The sequence below is a fragment of the Candidatus Methylomirabilota bacterium genome, from assembly GCA_036001065.1.
Taxonomy (GTDB): domain Bacteria; phylum Methylomirabilota; class Methylomirabilia; order Rokubacteriales; family CSP1-6; genus MNEF01.
The window spans coordinates 1-14711 of record DASYUQ010000198.1 but is presented as its reverse complement, the minus strand read 5'-3'; the positions used below and the strand labels follow the sequence as shown (position 1 = coordinate 14711).

The following is a 14711-nucleotide window of genomic DNA, read 5'->3' as shown; positions in this document are numbered from 1 at the left end:
CGAAGTCCACGTCGCCCACCACCTTGCCGCTCTGGAGCCGGTTGACGCCGACGTCGACGACCCAGGCCCCCTCCTTCACCATGTCGCCGGTGACCACGCCCGGCCGCCCGGCGGCCACGCACAGGATATCAGCGCGGCGCGTGTGGGCGGCCAGGTCGCGGGTCCGGGTGTGGCACATCGTGACCGTGGCGTGGCGCGCGAGCAGGAGCTGGGCCAGCGGCTTGCCGACGATGACGGACCGGCCCACCACCACCGCCTCGGCGCCCTTCAGATCGGCGCCGTAGTGATCCAGGATCTCCAGGCAGCCGGCGGGCGTGCACGGCACCACCGTCGGCGACCCGGCCAGGAGGCGGCCGAGATTTCCCGGATGAAAGCCGTCCACATCCTTGGCGGGCGCGATGACCGTGATCGCCTCGTCGGCGTCCAGCCCGTCAGGGAGCGGGAGCTGGAGCAGGATGCCGTGAACGGCGGGATCGCGGTTGAGCCCGTCCATGAGCTCCAGCAACTGGGCGCGGCCGAGCCCCTGGGGATAGATGAAGTCGCGCGAGACGATGCCGACGCCGTCGGCCGCCTTCTTCTTGTTGGCGATGTAGATCTTCGAGGGCGCGTCGTCCCCGACCAGCACGACGGCGAGCGTCGCCGTGACGCCTGTCGCTGCCCGCAGCCGCTCCACGCCGGCCCGGACGTCGGCCAGCACCTTCTGGGCGACGATCCGACCATCCAGAATCAACGTGGGGGGGGCTCAAGCCGGGACGCGAAGGCGGCGGATGTCCGAGGCGCGACCGGTCTCGGGATCGATGGTGATGACCACGCCGCAGAGCGCCGCCGGTCCCTTGGCCGGCTCGAACCGGACCGGCATCTGGGTCAAGAAGCGCTGCAGGATGAGGTCCTTGTCGACGCCGATGACGGAGTCGATCGGGCCCGTCATCCCGAGATCGGTGATGTAGGCGGTCCCCTTGGGCAGCACGCGCTCGTCCGCGGTCTGCACGTGGCGGTGCGTGCCCACCACCGCGCTCACGCGGCCGTCCAGGTACCAGCCCATGGCGACGGACTCGGAGGTCGCCTCGGCGTGCATGTCCACGAGGATGATCGGCGTCTCCCGCCGGAGCTGCGGAATGACTTCGTCGGCCGTCTGGAACGGGCAGTCGATCGGGCTCATGAACACCCGCCCCATCAGGTTCAGCACCGCGACGCGGTGCGGGCCGGCCTTCACGGTGACGTGGCCGACGCCGGGGGTGCCGGCGGGGAAGTTGGCCGGGCGCAGCAGCAGGTTCTCCCGGGTGATGAACTCCACGATCTCCTTCCGGTCCCAGATGTGGTTGCCCGAGGTCATCACGTCAACGCCCTGATCGAGGAAGGCGCGCGCCATCTGCGGGGTGACGCCGAAGCCGGCGGCGGCGTTCTCGACGTTCACCACCGCGAGGTCGATGGCGTGCTCCTGGCGCAGCTTCGGCAGGAGCTTGGCGAGGGCGGCCCGGCCCGGCTCGCCGAAGATGTCCCCGACCATCAAGATGTTCATCGACGCCTACTTGGCGACCTCCACGGCCCGCGTCTCCCGGATGACGACGACCTTGATGTGGCCGGGGTACTGCATCTCGGCCTCGATGCGCTTGGTGATGTCCTTGGCGAGCTGGTGCGCCTCGAGGTCGGAGATGATGTCGGCCTTGGTGATGACGCGCAGCTCGCGCCCCGCCTGGATCGCATAGCACATCTCCACGCCCTTGTAGCTGAGCGCGATCTCCTCCAGCTTGGCCAGCCGCTTGATGTAGGACTCGAGCACGTCGCGCCGGGCTCCCGGCCGGGCGGCCGAGATACCGTCGGCGGCCTCCACCAGCACGGCCTCGATGGTCTGGGGCTCGACGTTCTCGTGGCCGCAGAGGGCGGCGTTGATGACCTCGGGGCTCTCGTTGTACTTGGTCAGCACCTGCAGCGAGAGCTCCGGGTGGCTGCCCTCCTGCTCGTGGGTGAGAGCCTTGCCGATGTCGTGCAGCAGCCCCATGCGCTTGGCCAGCTTGACGTCGGCCTTGATCTCGGCCGCCATCATGCCGGCCAGCCAGGCCACCTCCTTGGAGTGCTGGAGGCAGTTCTGGCCGTAGGAGGTGCGGAACTTCATCCGTCCCACCAGCTTGACCAGCTCGGGGTGCAGCCCGTGCACGCCTACCTCGAAGCCGGCCTTCTCGCCCTCCTCCTTGAGGTGCTGCTCCATCTCCTTCTTGACCTTCTCGACGACCTCCTCGATGCGGGCCGGGTGGATGCGTCCGTCGCTGATCAGGATCTGCAGCGCCCGGCGCGCGATCTCGCGACGGTACGGGTCGTAAGCCGAGATCAACACGGCCTCGGGCGTGTCGTCGACGATGAGGTCCACGCCCGTGTGCGTCTCGAGAGCCCGGATGTTGCGTCCCTCGCGGCCGATGATGCGGCCCTTCATGTCGTCGGAGGGCAGATCGACCACGGAGACGGTGGTTTCCACCGTGTAGTCGGGCGCCAGCCGCTGGATGGTCGTGGCCAGGACCTCCTTGGCCTTTTCCCGGGCGGCTTCGCGCGCCTGCTCCTCCAGGCGCATGCCGATCAGGGCGGCCTCACGGCGCGCCTCCTCCTCCATCTGGGCGAGGAGCTGGCGCTTGGCCTCCTCCGCCGTGAGCCCGGCGATCATCTCGAGCTTGCGCCGCTGCTCCTCCAGCGCGGAAGCCAGGCGCTGCTCCTTTTCGGCGATGCTCTTCTCGCGCTCGACCAGCCCCTTGTCCTTGGAGGTGTACTCGCCGAGCCGCCGCTCCAGCTCGTCCAGCTTGCGGGCGAGCTGCTCCTCCTTGCCGATGATCCGCTGCTCGATCTGCTGGATCTCGCGCTCGCGCCGGCGCGCGTCGGACTCGAACTCGGCCCGGGCCTTCAGGACGATCTCCTTGGCCTCGAGCTCGGCGCTCCGATGACGCGTCTCGGCGTCCCGCTCGGCGTCGCCGAGAAGGCGCTGCGCCCGCAGACCGGCGTCCCCCATCTTTCTTTCGCCCAGGTGCTTGTGGGTGAGGAACCCGAGGATGAGGGCCAGGACGGTAACGATCGGAAGTGCGATCCAGATCGGTTCCATCGCTATGTCATCCCCTTTTACAGGGTGAACTGTGAGACGCAAATGCCTATCAGACTTGACAAGTATAGGGGGCGCGCGCAGGGCGAGTCAAATACGGGCCGCCGGCCGCGGGAAGGCCTGAATCCCCACCTCTGCCGTGTGCCGACGGTGTTTCGAACCTGGTCTATACCAGGGGGGCGCCATCGTGGAGGGCTTTAGGCTTCCCCTTCTCGGAGGGGCCTGCACACCGCCCTCAGTTGCGGCTCCCATGAGACGTATGAGGTTGAAACTTCCCCCCGACATCACGCACAGCGCAGGGACAGACCCTGTGTACCCGGGCCGGCGCCCCGGCGTCAAGATGCTTGTCCGGAGGAGCGTCCCCCCTCTTTGGGCGTCGCGCGCTCGAGCAGTGCCACCAGCGCGCCCAGCCGGGCGCCCACGTCGCCGGCCTCACGCTCGCGGTCCTCGCGGGCCCGGAAGAGCTCGTCGGTGATGTCGAGCGCCGCCAGCAGCAGGGCCTTAGAGGGATCCTGCACGCCGGACTTGCGCAGCGCCTCCACCCGCTTCTCGAGGTACCTGGCGAGCGTGCGGACGTACTCGGGCGGGGCCTCGGTGCGGACGGTCAGCGCCTGGCCGAGCAGCGTCAGCTCGACGCGCCGGGACTCGCCCATCAGACGTCCGGTGCCGTCATAGATCGAGCTTGCCGATATCGTGCAGGATGGAGTCGACCTGCGCCAGCATCTGCTTGCGCTCGGAGGCCAGCCGCGCCAGATCGCGCCGGAGCCGGTCGTTCTCCTCGCGCAGGCGTCCGAGCACGTCGGCGGCGCGGCGCACGGCATCCTCGAGCTGGGCGAGCCGGCCCAGGACGTCGTCAGTCATCGGCTCGCCCGATTTCACTCAGGCTCGCCTCGCCGACGGCTGCGGCTCGCCCGATCTCACTCAGGCTCGCCTCGCCGACGGCTGCGGCTCGCCCGATCTCACTCAGGCTCGCCTCGCCGACGGCTGCGGCTCGCACTACCATCAGACACCCCGCCAGGTGATGTTGAACCGCTCCGCCGCCCGCCGGGCCACGCGCTCCTGGATCTGGTTGGCCTCGTCATCGGTGAGCGTACGATCCTCGGCCTGGAGCGTCAGGCGCCAGGCGAGGTTCCGCCGGCCGTCTTCGAAGGTGAAGACGTCGAAGAGGGCCAGCTGCCTGAGCAGCGGGCCGGCCTCGGCCCGGATGAAGGTTTCGATCTCGGCGGCGGTGACGGTGCGGAGCGCGCCGACGACGAAGGCGAGGTCGCGCTGGACGGCGGGGTACCGCGGCAGCGGGCGGTAGCGGACCGACGGCGGGGTGAGGCGCAGGATCTCGTCGAGCGGCAGGAGCGCCGCGAACACGGGGACGCCGATGTCATAGAGCGCGCGGACGTCGGCCGCCACTTCCCCGAACTCGGCGACGGTCACGCGCTCGGCGACGAGGATGCCGCGGCAGTCGGGCTCGAATCCCTTGACGCCTCCGCCCAGGATCGCCCGGGATTCCGGCGCGGGCACGCCGAGCGCTTCCAGGACGTGCTCGGCGAGGCCCTTGGCGTCGAAGACGTCGACCGGCTCCGGACGCGCCTCGGTCCCCGGCTTCGCCCACCAGGCCAGCGGCACCCGCGCGCCGGTCAACGCGATGGCGAGCCAGCGCGGCTCACGCGGCAGGCCCGGGGCGGGCTCGAAGATCTTGGCGAGCTCGAAGACGCGGACGTTCGGCTGCTGCTTTCTGAGATTCGTGGCCACGACCGCCAGCACCCCCTCCAGCGGGTTGTAGCGCAGGAGCGAGGCGTCGCGACTCAGCGGGTTGCGGAGCGCAATCGGGGGGGGCGCCGCCGGCGAGCGCAGGACCTCGTCGTAGGCCGGATCGCTGAAGCTCGGGGTCACGGCCTCGCTGAGCCCGGCGCCGATGAGCGCGCGACGCACCGCCTCCGCCTGGCGCAGGCTGGCCGGCAGCTGGACGAGCCGGAGGGCGCCACTGGGGAGCGTCGAGGGAATCTTGTCGTACCCCCAGACGCGGATGACCTCTTCGACCAGATCGTCCTCGATGGCGAGGTCACGCCGGAAGCTCGGCACCTCGACCTCGAGGCGGTCGCCCGGCTGCTCGGTCACCGCCAGGCCGAGGCCCGTCAGGATCCTCCTGGCCTCCGCCGGCGCCGGCGCGATCCCCAGCACCCGCTTGACCCGCTCCATCCTCAGGCCGACGCGAACGCGCCGCTTCGGCGTCGGGTAGGCGTCGACCATCCCCCGCGCCACCGTCCCCCCCGCGGTCTCCGCGATGAGCTGCGCGGCCCGGTCGCTGGCGTCGACCAGCCCCTCGATGTCGGCGCCCCGCTCGAAACGGTAGGCGGCGTCGGTCACGAGGCCGAGAGCGCGTGCGGTGCGCCGGATGGAGGCGGGCAGGAAGTACGCGCTCTCCAGGAGCACGCGCGTGGTCGTCCCGCTGACCTCGGCGTTCGCGCCGCCCATCACGCCGGCGATGCCGATGGCCCGCTCCGGGTCGGCGATGACCAGCATCGAGCCGTCCAGCGTGCGCTCCTGGCCGTCGAGCGTGGTGAAGCGCTCGCCCGCGCGCGCCCGGCGCACGACGATCGTGGCCTGGGCCACCGCCGCGTGGTCGAAGGCGTGGAGCGGATGGCCCAGCTCCCACATGACGTAGTTGGTGACGTCGACGACGTTGCTGATGGGCCGCAGCCCGACCGCGCGCAGGCGCGCCACCAGCCAGGTGGGCGACGGCGCCACCCGGACGCCGCTGATGACCCGCACCGTGAACCGGTGGCAGAGGTCGGGCGCGTCGATCCGGACCTGGGCGAGGCCGGTGACGAGATCGTCCGACTCCTTGACGGTGATCGTCGGGGAGCGGAAGGGGGCGCCGGTGAGCCCGGCCAGCTCCCGAGCGACGCCGACGACCGACAGGCAGTCGGGGCGGTTGGGCGTGATCTCGACGTCGAGCACGTGGTCGTCGAGCCCCAGGTGCCCGACGAGGTCGGCGCCGAGCGGGGCGTCGGCGTCCACCGTGAGGATGCCGGCCTCGTGCTCCTCGCCGAGCCCGAGCTCGCGCTCCGAGCAGAGCATGCCCTGCGACTCGACGTTGCGGATCTTGACGACGGTGATGCGCCGGCCGCCGGGCAGCACGGCGCCGGGGGGGGCGAAGGCGGCCCGCACGCCGACGGCGACATTGGGCGCCCCGCAGGCGACCGCGAAGCGCTCCCGTCCGGTGCTGACTCGGCAGAGGACGACGCGGTGGGCGCCCAGCTCCCGCTCGATCGCCTCGATCTCGCCGATGACGACGCCCTCCAGGTCCGCGGGCTTGAGCGGCGTGATGCCGGTGACCTCGATGCCGGCGTTCATGAGCCGGTCGGCCGCCTGCTGCGGCGTCAGATCGAGATCCACGAACTCACGGACCCACTTATACGGGATCTTCATGCCGCGACCTGCGATCGCGATGCCGGGAGCAGTGTCGACGCCGCCGGCCTCGATTTCGATGTGGTCTGCCGGTCGTGACGGCAGTTCGAACGGGACCGGTCGGGCCGGGGGGGTGGCGGGGGAGGCGCTGCCCGCCGGTCCGAGCCGTTCAACCCCGCGCGCGGCGACCGCTCGGACGACACCCGAAGTGCGCGCGTGGAGACGACGCGCGCGCAACGCAAGCCACCACCGCGAGGCCGGCGGGTGGCGCCGACCCGGCCAGGACCCCCACGGCCCGGCCAGCGCGTCATGCGAACTGGCGGAGGAAGCGCAGATCGTTCTCGAAGAACAGGCGGATGTCGTCGACGCCGTACTTGAGCATCGCGATGCGCTCGATGCCCATGCCGAACGCCCAGCCGGTGACCTCTTCGGGATCGTAGCCGACGTTCCGGAGCACCTGCGGGTGCACCATCCCGGAGCCCAGGATCTCGAGCCAGCCGTCCTTGCAGACGCGGCAGCCGCTGCCGCCGCACAGGAAGCAGAGCACGTCGACCTCGGCGGAGGGCTCCGTGAACGGGAAGAACGACGGGCGGAAGCGGATGCGCGACCGTGCCCCGAACATCTCGCGAGCGAAGAGCTCCAGCGTGCCCTTGAGGTCACCCATCGACACCTGGCGGTCCACCGCCAGCCCCTCGACCTGGTGGAACATCGGCGAGTGCGTGATGTCCGCATCGCGCCGATAGACCCGGCCGGGGCAGATGATGCGGACCGGGGGCCGCTGGGACTGCATGGTGCGGATCTGCACGGGGGAGGTGTGCGTGCGCAGGAGCGTGTCTTCCGAGAGGTAGAAGGTGTCCTGCATGTCCCGCGCCGGATGATCCTTGGGGATGTTCAGAGCCTCGAAGTTGAAGTAGTCGCTCTCGATCTCCGGCCCCTCGGCGACGGAGAAGCCGAGGCCCACGAAGATCGCAATGATCTCGTCCTGCACCCGGGTGAGCGGATGGTACGAGCCCAGGGGGGGCCGACGGCCGGGGAGCGTGAGGTCGAGGCGCTGCCGGGCGCGCTCCTGCCGGCGCTCGGCCTCGCGCCTCTGGGTCAACTTCAGCTCGAGCAGGGCCTCCAGCTCACGCTTGAGCTCGTTGGCGGCCGCGCCGACGAGCGGGCGCTCCTTCTCCGGGAGCGTGCCCAGGGAGCGCAGCAGGAGCGTCAGCGCCCCTTGCCGCCCCAGGTAGCGGACGCGGAGCTGCTCCAGCTCCGCCGACGACCCCGCGCGGGCAATGGCGGCGCGCGCTTCCTCGGCGATCGCATCGACGCGCGGATGCCGCATCTAAAACTCGGAGGGGGGCTTTGCCCCCCTTCCGAAGCCTCCCCCCAGAAAGGATCGCGCCCGCAAAGCGGGCGCTCGAACCCGCCCGGCCACTGGTCGGCGATGAACCTCCAACCGAAGACGGACCATGGGGTTAGCCGGCTTTCGCCTTCGCGGCCTCGGCGAGCTTGGCGAACCCGGCCGGATCGGTCACCGCCAGCTCGGCCAGGATCTTGCGGTCGAGGAGGATACCGGCCTTCTTGAGGCCCGCCATGAACTTCGAGTACGAAAGACCGAGCTGGCGGCAGGCGGCGTTGATGCGCGTGATCCACAGCGCCCGCGCAAGCCGCTTCTTCCGCCGGCGATCGCGGTACGCGAACGCGCCCGCGCGCAGGACCGTCTCGGCCGCGGTCCGGTACAGCCGGTGCCGGCCGCCTACGTAGCCCTTGGCCTTCTTGAGGATCTTCTTGCGCCGACGGCGCGTCTTGGCTCCACCCTTGGCCCGTGGCATCGGTCGACTCCTTCTTAAAGGTAGGGCACGAGCACCCGCAGGCGGTGCTCGTCGGCCTTCGAGATCGATTTCGCTTTGCGGAGGCGACGCCGACGCTTCGGCTCCTTCTTCTCGAGCTTGTGCTGCTTCCAGCCGCCAGCGCGCATCAGCTTCCCGGAGGCGGTCTTCTTCAACCGCTTGGCCGCCCCCCGCTTGGTCTTCATCTTCGGCATCCCGCTCTCCTCGCGCGCGTCAGTTGTGCGCCTTCGGGCTCAGCATGATGTGGAGCATCCGCCCTTCCATCCGCGGATTGTTCTCGACGTTGGCGATGTCCTGCACGGCGTCGACCATCTTCTGGAGCATCTTCCAGCCCAGCTCGGTGTGCGCCATCTCGCGCCCCTTGAAGCGCACGGTCACCTTCGCCTTGTGCCCCTCCTCCAGGAAGCGCCGGACGTGCTTGAGCTTGAAGTCGAAGTCGTGCTTCTCGGTCTTGGGGCCCATCTTGACTTCCTTGACCTGGATCGTCGTCTGCTTCTTGCGCGCCTCCTTCAGTCGCCGGGCCTGCGTGTACTTGTACTTGCCGAAGTCCATGATGCGACAGACCGGCGGCTGGGCCTCGGGCGCCACCTCCACCAGATCGAGCTCCCGCTGCCGGGCCGTTTCCAGCGCCTGGGGCAGCGGCAGGATGCCGAGCTGCTCACCCTCGGGACTGACCACGCGCACTTCACGGGACCGGATGCCCTCGTTGATACGGATTTCCTTGGCTTGGCTGATAGGCGTCTCCTCGTTACGCGGTGTTGAAAGGCGCGCGCCCGGCGCGGCCCGGCGGGACGCTCCCCCGCCCAGCGGGCCCGGCGCGATGAACCGGCCGCCCGCTCACGAGCGGCCCACGGTGAGGTCGGGGGTGCGGGCGCTGATCTCGCGCGTGAGGTCGGCGACCACGCGCTCCACGGAGACGTCCTTGAGCTCGTCCCCGGTGCGGTGCCGGAGGCTCACCGTCCCGCTGGCGCGCTCCCGCTCGCCGACCACGAGCATGTAGGGGACCTTCCGGAGCTGCGCCTCGCGGATCCGGTAGCCCAGCTTCTCGTTGCGATCGTCCAGCTCGACGCGCACGCGGGCGGCGCGGAGCCCCTCGTACACGGTCCGTCCGTACTCCGCGTGCTTCTCGCTGATCGGCAGCACCCGCGCCTGCACGGGCGCCAGCCACGTCGGGAAGGCCCCCGCATAGTGCTCGGTGAGGATGCCGATGAAGCGCTCGAAGGAGCCGAAGATCGCCCGGTGGATCGCCACCGGCCGCTTGGGCTGCCCGTCGGCGTCGATGTACTCGAGCTGGAAGCGCTCGGGCAACATGACCAGATCGACCTGCACCGTCGCCATCTGCCAGTCGCGGCCCAGAGCGTCCTCGATGTGGATGTCGATCTTGGGGCCGTAGAAGGCCCCATCGCCGGGCTTGACCTCGTAGCCGAGCCCATTGGCCTTGAGGGCTTCGTGCAGGGCCCGCTCGGCCGCGTCCCACTGCTCCGGCGAGCCCATCGCCTTCGGGGGCCGGGTGGCCAGGCGGAACGAGGGCTCGAGGCTGAAGGTCTTGTAGAACTCGCGGACGAGCTCGAGGACGCCGGTGATCTCGTCCTGCAACTGATCGGGGCGGCAATAGATGTGCGCGTCGTCCTGGGTGAACTGGCGGACACGGACGAGGCCGGTCAGCGTGCCCGAGCGCTCGTTGCGATGCAGGCGTCCCATCTCCGACAGCCGGAGCGGCAGGTCGCGATAAGAGCGGAGCGCGTGCCGGTACACGAAGGTCGAGGGCGGGCAGTTCATCGGCTTGAGGCTGAAGAGCTGCTCCTCCACCTCGAGCTTGAACATGTTCTCGCTGTAATGTTCCCAGTGGCCCGACTGCTCCCAGAGCTTCTTGTTCACGAGGATCGGCGTGGAGATCTCGGTGTAGCCGCGGGCGTCCTGGGCCTCGCGCGCGAAGCGCTCGAGCTCGCGAACGATCACCATGCCGTGGGGGAGCCAGAAGGGCGCCCCCGGCGAGACGTCGTGGAACGTGAAGAGGTCGAGCTCCCGCCCGAGCTTGCGGTGGTCGCGCTTCTTCGCCTCTTCCAGGCGCCACAGGTGCTTGTCCAGCTCCTCCCGGGTGAGCCAGGCGGTCCCGTAGATGCGTTGCAGCATCGGGTTCCGCTCGTCGCCCCGCCAGTAGGCGCCGGAGGAGGAGAGCAACTTGAAGAACCTCACGTGGCCGGTGGAGGGCACGTGGGGCCCCCGGCAGAGGTCGATGAACTCGCCCTGCTGGTAGAGCGACACCCGGGGGACGTCGATCGCCTCGAGGATCTCGACCTTGAACGGCTCGCCGCGCTCGCAGAAGAAGCGGATGGCCTGGGGCCGGTCCATCTCGCGCCGCTCGAAGGGATGGTCGGCGCGGGCGATCTCGCCCATCACCTTCTCGATCCTGCCGAGATCGTCGGTGGTGAAGGGCTCGGCCTTGGCGAAGTCGTAGTAGAAGCCGTCCTCGATGGCCGGGCCGATGGCCAGCTTCACGTCGGGGAACAGGCGCTTGACCGCCTGAGCCATGACGTGCGAGGTGGAATGGCGAAGCGTGGAAAGCGGCGACGGATCGCAGTCGAACTCGCCGGTCAGCTTGAGGTGTCGCTCTTCTTCAGCCTCGGCCATACACTCCTAGAGGGAAAAAATTGGTAGGCTCGGGCGGTTTCGAACCGCCGACCTCCTCTGCGTCAGAGAGGCGCTCTCCCACTGAGCTACGAGCCTATCTGAAAGTACCGCCCATGCTACATGCCGCTGCTTCGACGTGTCAAGCCAAAGGCCTTAGATTACAAGCGTTTCAACGGAGGATGTTGGTCAGCGTCGTCTCGAGCAGGACGTAGTTGAAGACGGCGACGATCGCGGCGCCGCGGCTTCCGGCCTTCATCCGGGCGATCAGCGCATCCGGCACCGGCGGAAACGGCGAGCCGAGCTTGATCGCGTTGACCGCGTAGTCATCGTAGATCTGGAACCCCGACGATTGCCGGACCTCGACGAACTGGACGCGTCCCGCCTTGAGGACCCCGAACTCGACCACGAGGCGCGCGGTCTTGTAGTCGCACTCCCGCGTGTAGCCGTTCTTGATGCACGGGTAGCCCCAGTTCGCCTTGATCTGCCGACGGACACGGTCGAGAAAGTCGCTGAAGCTCGGATCCGTCGAATCGAGCGGGATCGGCTCGCCCTCGATCCCTCCGCGCCCGCCCCCCTGGGCGCTTCCGGCCCCGCCCCCCCGGCCGAGCGCGGATCGGATGTCGACCGGCGGCGCCACCTCGGGGCTAGTCGGCACGGACGCGACCTGGGGACCGTCGGGCGGGCCGGACTCGGCGCCGACGGCGGGCGGGGCGGGCGGCGCGCTCTCCTGCGCCGGCGTCTCGGGCCTGGGGGCCGGCGTCGGCAGGTCCTCCGCGTCGGGTAGCGGCACGTCGGCGCTCGGCGACGGCGATGGAGTCGCCGGCCGGGCGGCCACGAGGGGCGCCGGGCTCGGAGGGGGAGCCGGCGGGGCGGGTGGGGCCGGCCTCGCCGGGGGCGCGGGCGGGGTACGCTTGGCCGCCGTGGGCGTCTCCGGCCGAGGGGGGGCCGGAGATTTGGCCGCGGGATTCCCCCGGGGCGGTGGCTCCGGCAGCTCCGGTAGCTCGACGAAGAGCGGCTCGCCGCGCTTGACGGTGTACTGGGCGGCCGGCAGGCCCAGCAGCAGCATCAGCGCGACCACGAGCCCATGGAGTGCCAGCGAGATCGCCAGCCCACGCATGGGCCGCCTGCGCAACAGGTCCCACGCCTTGCCCAGCATGCCGCGGGGATTATAAGGCCGGAGGGCCCTAGACGTCGCGATCCACCGCCCGGGCGACGCGCCGGAGCCGCTGCATCAGCTCGGCGAACCGCTCCGGCTTCAGCGACTGGGGACCGTCCGAGAGCGCTTCCGCCGGCCGCGGGTGCACCTCGATGATCAGACCGTCGGCGCCCGCCGCCACGCCCGCCCGCGCCATCGCGTCCACGTACTCCCAGTGACCCGTGCCATGGCTCGGGTCGACCACCACGGGCAGGTGCGTCAGCTTCTTGATGACGGGGACGGCGTTGAGGTCCAGCGTGAACCGGGTGGCCGTCTCGAAGGTCCGGATGCCTCGCTCGCAGAGGATGACGTCCGGGTTGCCGCCGGCGAGGATGTACTCCGCCGACAGCAACCACTCCTGGATCGAGGTGGCCATCCCGCGCTTGAGCAGGACGGGCTTCCTGGCCTCGGCCACCCGCTTGAGCAGCGAGAAGTTCTGCACATTGCGGGCGCCGATTTGTAATATGTCGGCGTACTCGGCGACGACCGCCACCTTGTCGGGCTCCATCACCTCGGTGACCACCGGCAGCCCGGTCTCGCGCTTGGCCTCGGCCAGGAACTTCAGCCCCTGCTCCTCGAGCCCCTGAAACGCGTAGGGCGACGTGCGGGGCTTGAAGGCGCCGCCGCGCAGGATCGAGGCGCCGGCCGCCTTCACCTTCGCCGCCACCTCCAGCACCTGGTCGCGCGACTCCACCGAGCAGGGCCCCGCCATCACCACCACCCGCGGGCCGCCGATCTCTACCCCGTCCACCCGGATGCGGGTCGGCTCACCCTTGATCTCCCGGCTGGCCAGCTTGAACGGCTGCAGGATGCGCTGGACGGCCTCCACGCACTCGAGGTTCTGGAGGGAGAGCAGGTCGTCCTTGCCCCGCTCGTCGCCGACGGCGCCGATGACCGTCCGCAGCTCGCCCCGGATGGTGTGCGGCGCGTAGCCCAACGCCTGGATGCGGCGACAGACCTCCGCGATGTCGTCGTCGGTCGCCCCGGACTTGAGCACGATGATCATAGGGATCTCCCCAGCACCCGCGCCAGTTGGCGCAACTCGTCCATCAGTCTGGCGAACCGATCCGGCTTCAGCGATTGCGGTCCGTCCGAGAGCGCCTCTTCGGGCTTCGGGTGCACCTCGATGATCAGCCCGTCGGCGCCGGCGGCCAGCCCGGCCCGGGCCATGGCGCCGACGTAGTCCCAGTGGCCGGTACCGTGGCTGGGATCGACGACGATGGGCAGGTGCGAGAGCTTCTTCACCACTGGCACCGCGTTGAGATCGAGCGTGAAGCGCGTGGCCGTCTCGAAGGTCCGGATGCCCCGCTCGCAGAGGATGACGTGGGGATTGCCGCCGGCGAGGATGTATTCCGCCGACAGCAGCCACTCCTGGATCGAGGTCGACATCCCACGCTTGAGGAGCACGGGCTTCCGGGTCTCGGCGACCCGCCGGAGCAGCGAGAAGTTCTGCACGTTGCGGGCGCCGATCTGGAGGATGTCGGCATACTCGGCGACGACCGCCACCTTCTCGGGCTCCATCACCTCGGTGACGATGGGAAGCCCGGTCTCGCGCTTGGCCTCGGTCAACAGCTTGAGGCCCTCCTCCTCGAGCCCCTGGAACGCGTAGGGCGACGTGCGGGGCTTGAAGGCGCCGCCGCGCAGGACCGCGGCCCCCGCCGCCTTGACCTTGGCCGCCACGTCCAGCACCTGGTCGCGCGACTCCACCGAGCAGGGCCCGGCCATCACGACCACCCGCTCTCCCCCCACGACCACGCCGTCGGCGACGGGCACTCGCGTGTTCTCCCCGTGCACCTCCCGGCTGGCCAGCTTGAACGGCTGCAGGATACGCACGACCGCTTCCACGCACTCCAGCGACTCCAGCGCCAGCAGACGCTCCTTGCCGCGGTCGTCGCCGATGGCGCCGATGATCGTGCGCGCCTCGCCACGGGACAGATGCGGGCGGTAGCCCATGGTCTGGATTCGGCGCGAGACGTCCTCGATGTCGGCGTCGGTGGCTCCGTGCTTCAGCACGATGATCATGGAGTGCTCCTTTCCGCTGCTCGCCCGGCAAAACAAAAGGCCGCGGGTCGGTGGCCCGCGGCCTCGAGCTCGTCGCCGCCACGGGCTTTGGTCCGCCCGCGGCTCTCTGCTATCTCATGTCAGAGCGCCCGGGCAGACCCCGGCGAAGTAATAAAAGAAGAAGCCGACCCTGCGCCACCAGGTGGCCATAAAGTGTCCGCTACTCTACAGGGCGTCGCTCCCGGCCGTCAAGCCCCTTTCCGTCTGCCCGCCTGCGGCCCAGGCACCTGAGAAGGCGGTCCCGGTAATAGTAGAGCGGCACGCAGATGGCGACGATGATGGCGATGAAGATCAACGCGTAGATGTACTGCTGCTCGGCGACGTGGGCGCCGAAGTACGACGAGATCCAGGTGCCCGGAATCCGTCCCACCGTGGACACGACGGCGAAGACCCAGAACGGGATCGGGCTGATGCCGAAGAGGTACGAGACGATGTCCTTCGGAAATCCCGGGATGAGATACAGGATGAAGCAGATGATCGCACCCTCGGCTTCGAGGATGAAGTT

General features: G+C 69.6%; 15 protein-coding genes, 1 tRNA gene and 1 other RNA gene. All 17 read right to left on the bottom strand.

All coding sequences use genetic code 11. The features are described from left to right. The coding region (locus VGV13_19080) for a bifunctional 5,10-methylenetetrahydrofolate dehydrogenase/5,10-methenyltetrahydrofolate cyclohydrolase (protein HEV8643192.1) at positions 1 to 730 on the bottom strand (730 nt) is incomplete at its 3' end. 12 nt (positions 731 to 742) lie between these two features. Continuing rightward, positions 743 to 1519 carry a TIGR00282 family metallophosphoesterase gene (locus VGV13_19075; protein HEV8643191.1) on the bottom strand — a complete coding sequence of 259 codons (777 nt, stop codon included), beginning with the start codon at positions 1517 to 1519 and terminating at the stop codon, positions 743 to 745. A 6-nt stretch (positions 1520 to 1525) separates the two neighbouring features. Continuing rightward, on the bottom strand, positions 1526 to 3082 hold the full coding sequence (gene rny / locus VGV13_19070; GenBank protein HEV8643190.1) for a ribonuclease Y: 1557 nt from the start codon (positions 3080 to 3082) through the stop codon (positions 1526 to 1528). Between the two features lie 118 nt (positions 3083 to 3200). Then, positions 3201 to 3384: non-coding RNA, 6S RNA (gene ssrS / locus VGV13_19065), on the bottom strand. Between the two features lie 30 nt (positions 3385 to 3414). Next, positions 3415 to 3732, bottom strand: coding sequence for a cell division protein ZapA (locus VGV13_19060; GenBank protein HEV8643189.1), 318 nt, complete (start codon positions 3730 to 3732; stop codon positions 3415 to 3417). Between the two features lie 16 nt (positions 3733 to 3748). Next, complete coding sequence (locus VGV13_19055) at positions 3749 to 3940, bottom strand: hypothetical protein (protein HEV8643188.1); 192 nt, start codon at positions 3938 to 3940, stop codon at positions 3749 to 3751. Positions 3941 to 4081: 141 nt separating this feature from the next. Continuing rightward, the gene (gene pheT, locus VGV13_19050) at positions 4082 to 6505 is read right to left on the bottom strand and encodes a phenylalanine--tRNA ligase subunit beta (protein HEV8643187.1); all 2424 of its coding nucleotides are present in this window, start codon (positions 6503 to 6505) and stop codon (positions 4082 to 4084) included. Between the two features lie 286 nt (positions 6506 to 6791). Then, entirely contained in the window at positions 6792 to 7811 is a 1020-nt protein-coding gene (pheS, locus tag VGV13_19045) for a phenylalanine--tRNA ligase subunit alpha (GenBank protein ID HEV8643186.1), read from the bottom strand. A gap of 133 nt (positions 7812 to 7944) precedes the next feature. Then, entirely contained in the window at positions 7945 to 8301 is a 357-nt protein-coding gene (gene rplT, locus VGV13_19040) for a 50S ribosomal protein L20 (GenBank protein HEV8643185.1), read from the bottom strand. Between the two features lie 14 nt (positions 8302 to 8315). After that, positions 8316 to 8513, bottom strand: coding sequence for a 50S ribosomal protein L35 (rpmI, locus tag VGV13_19035; protein HEV8643184.1), 198 nt, complete (start codon positions 8511 to 8513; stop codon positions 8316 to 8318). A 19-nt stretch (positions 8514 to 8532) separates the two neighbouring features. Beyond that, positions 8533 to 9054 carry a translation initiation factor IF-3 gene (gene infC, locus VGV13_19030; GenBank protein HEV8643183.1) on the bottom strand — a complete coding sequence of 174 codons (522 nt, stop codon included), beginning with the start codon at positions 9052 to 9054 and terminating at the stop codon, positions 8533 to 8535. A gap of 102 nt (positions 9055 to 9156) precedes the next feature. Continuing rightward, positions 9157 to 10950, bottom strand: coding sequence for a threonine--tRNA ligase (thrS, locus tag VGV13_19025; protein ID HEV8643182.1), 1794 nt, complete (start codon positions 10948 to 10950; stop codon positions 9157 to 9159). 21 nt (positions 10951 to 10971) lie between these two features. Then, a tRNA-Val gene (locus tag VGV13_19020) sits at positions 10972 to 11046 on the bottom strand. A gap of 73 nt (positions 11047 to 11119) precedes the next feature. Next, complete coding sequence (locus tag VGV13_19015) at positions 11120 to 12106, bottom strand: TonB family protein (protein HEV8643181.1); 987 nt, start codon at positions 12104 to 12106, stop codon at positions 11120 to 11122. Positions 12107 to 12134: 28 nt separating this feature from the next. After that, positions 12135 to 13151, bottom strand: a complete 1017-nt coding sequence (aroF, locus tag VGV13_19010) for a 3-deoxy-7-phosphoheptulonate synthase (GenBank protein ID HEV8643180.1) — start codon at positions 13149 to 13151, stop codon at positions 12135 to 12137. Next, entirely contained in the window at positions 13148 to 14167 is a 1020-nt protein-coding gene (gene aroF, locus VGV13_19005; protein HEV8643179.1) for a 3-deoxy-7-phosphoheptulonate synthase, read from the bottom strand. Before aroF (VGV13_19005) ends, aroF (VGV13_19010) begins: the two co-directional genes overlap by 4 nt. A 199-nt stretch (positions 14168 to 14366) precedes the next feature. Beyond that, a partial coding sequence (locus tag VGV13_19000) for a VTT domain-containing protein (GenBank protein ID HEV8643178.1) occupies positions 14367 to 14711 on the bottom strand: 345 nt, incomplete at its 5' end.

Bases quoted from the DNA above. Each gene is read 5' to 3' on its own strand.
- pheS (HEV8643186.1), bottom strand. From the start codon at position 7,811: ATGCGGCATCCGCGCGTCGATGCGATCGCCGAGGAAGCGCGCGCCGCC.
- rplT (HEV8643185.1), bottom strand. From the start codon at position 8,301: ATGCCACGGGCCAAGGGTGGAGCCAAGACGCGCCGTCGGCGCAAGAAG.
- VGV13_19075 (HEV8643191.1), bottom strand. From the start codon at position 1,519: ATGAACATCTTGATGGTCGGGGACATCTTCGGCGAGCCGGGCCGGGCC.
- VGV13_19060 (HEV8643189.1), bottom strand. From the start codon at position 3,732: ATGGGCGAGTCCCGGCGCGTCGAGCTGACGCTGCTCGGCCAGGCGCTG.
- VGV13_19015 (HEV8643181.1), bottom strand. From the start codon at position 12,106: ATGCTGGGCAAGGCGTGGGACCTGTTGCGCAGGCGGCCCATGCGTGGG.
- VGV13_19055 (HEV8643188.1), bottom strand. From the start codon at position 3,940: ATGACTGACGACGTCCTGGGCCGGCTCGCCCAGCTCGAGGATGCCGTG.
- aroF (HEV8643179.1), bottom strand. From the start codon at position 14,167: ATGATCATCGTGCTGAAGCACGGAGCCACCGACGCCGACATCGAGGAC.
- rpmI (HEV8643184.1), bottom strand. From the start codon at position 8,513: ATGCCGAAGATGAAGACCAAGCGGGGGGCGGCCAAGCGGTTGAAGAAG.
- aroF (HEV8643180.1), bottom strand. From the start codon at position 13,151: ATGATCATCGTGCTCAAGTCCGGGGCGACCGACGACGACATCGCGGAG.
- rny (HEV8643190.1), bottom strand. From the start codon at position 3,082: ATGGAACCGATCTGGATCGCACTTCCGATCGTTACCGTCCTGGCCCTC.
- thrS (HEV8643182.1), bottom strand. From the start codon at position 10,950: ATGGCCGAGGCTGAAGAAGAGCGACACCTCAAGCTGACCGGCGAGTTC.
- pheT (HEV8643187.1), bottom strand. From the start codon at position 6,505: ATGAAGATCCCGTATAAGTGGGTCCGTGAGTTCGTGGATCTCGATCTG.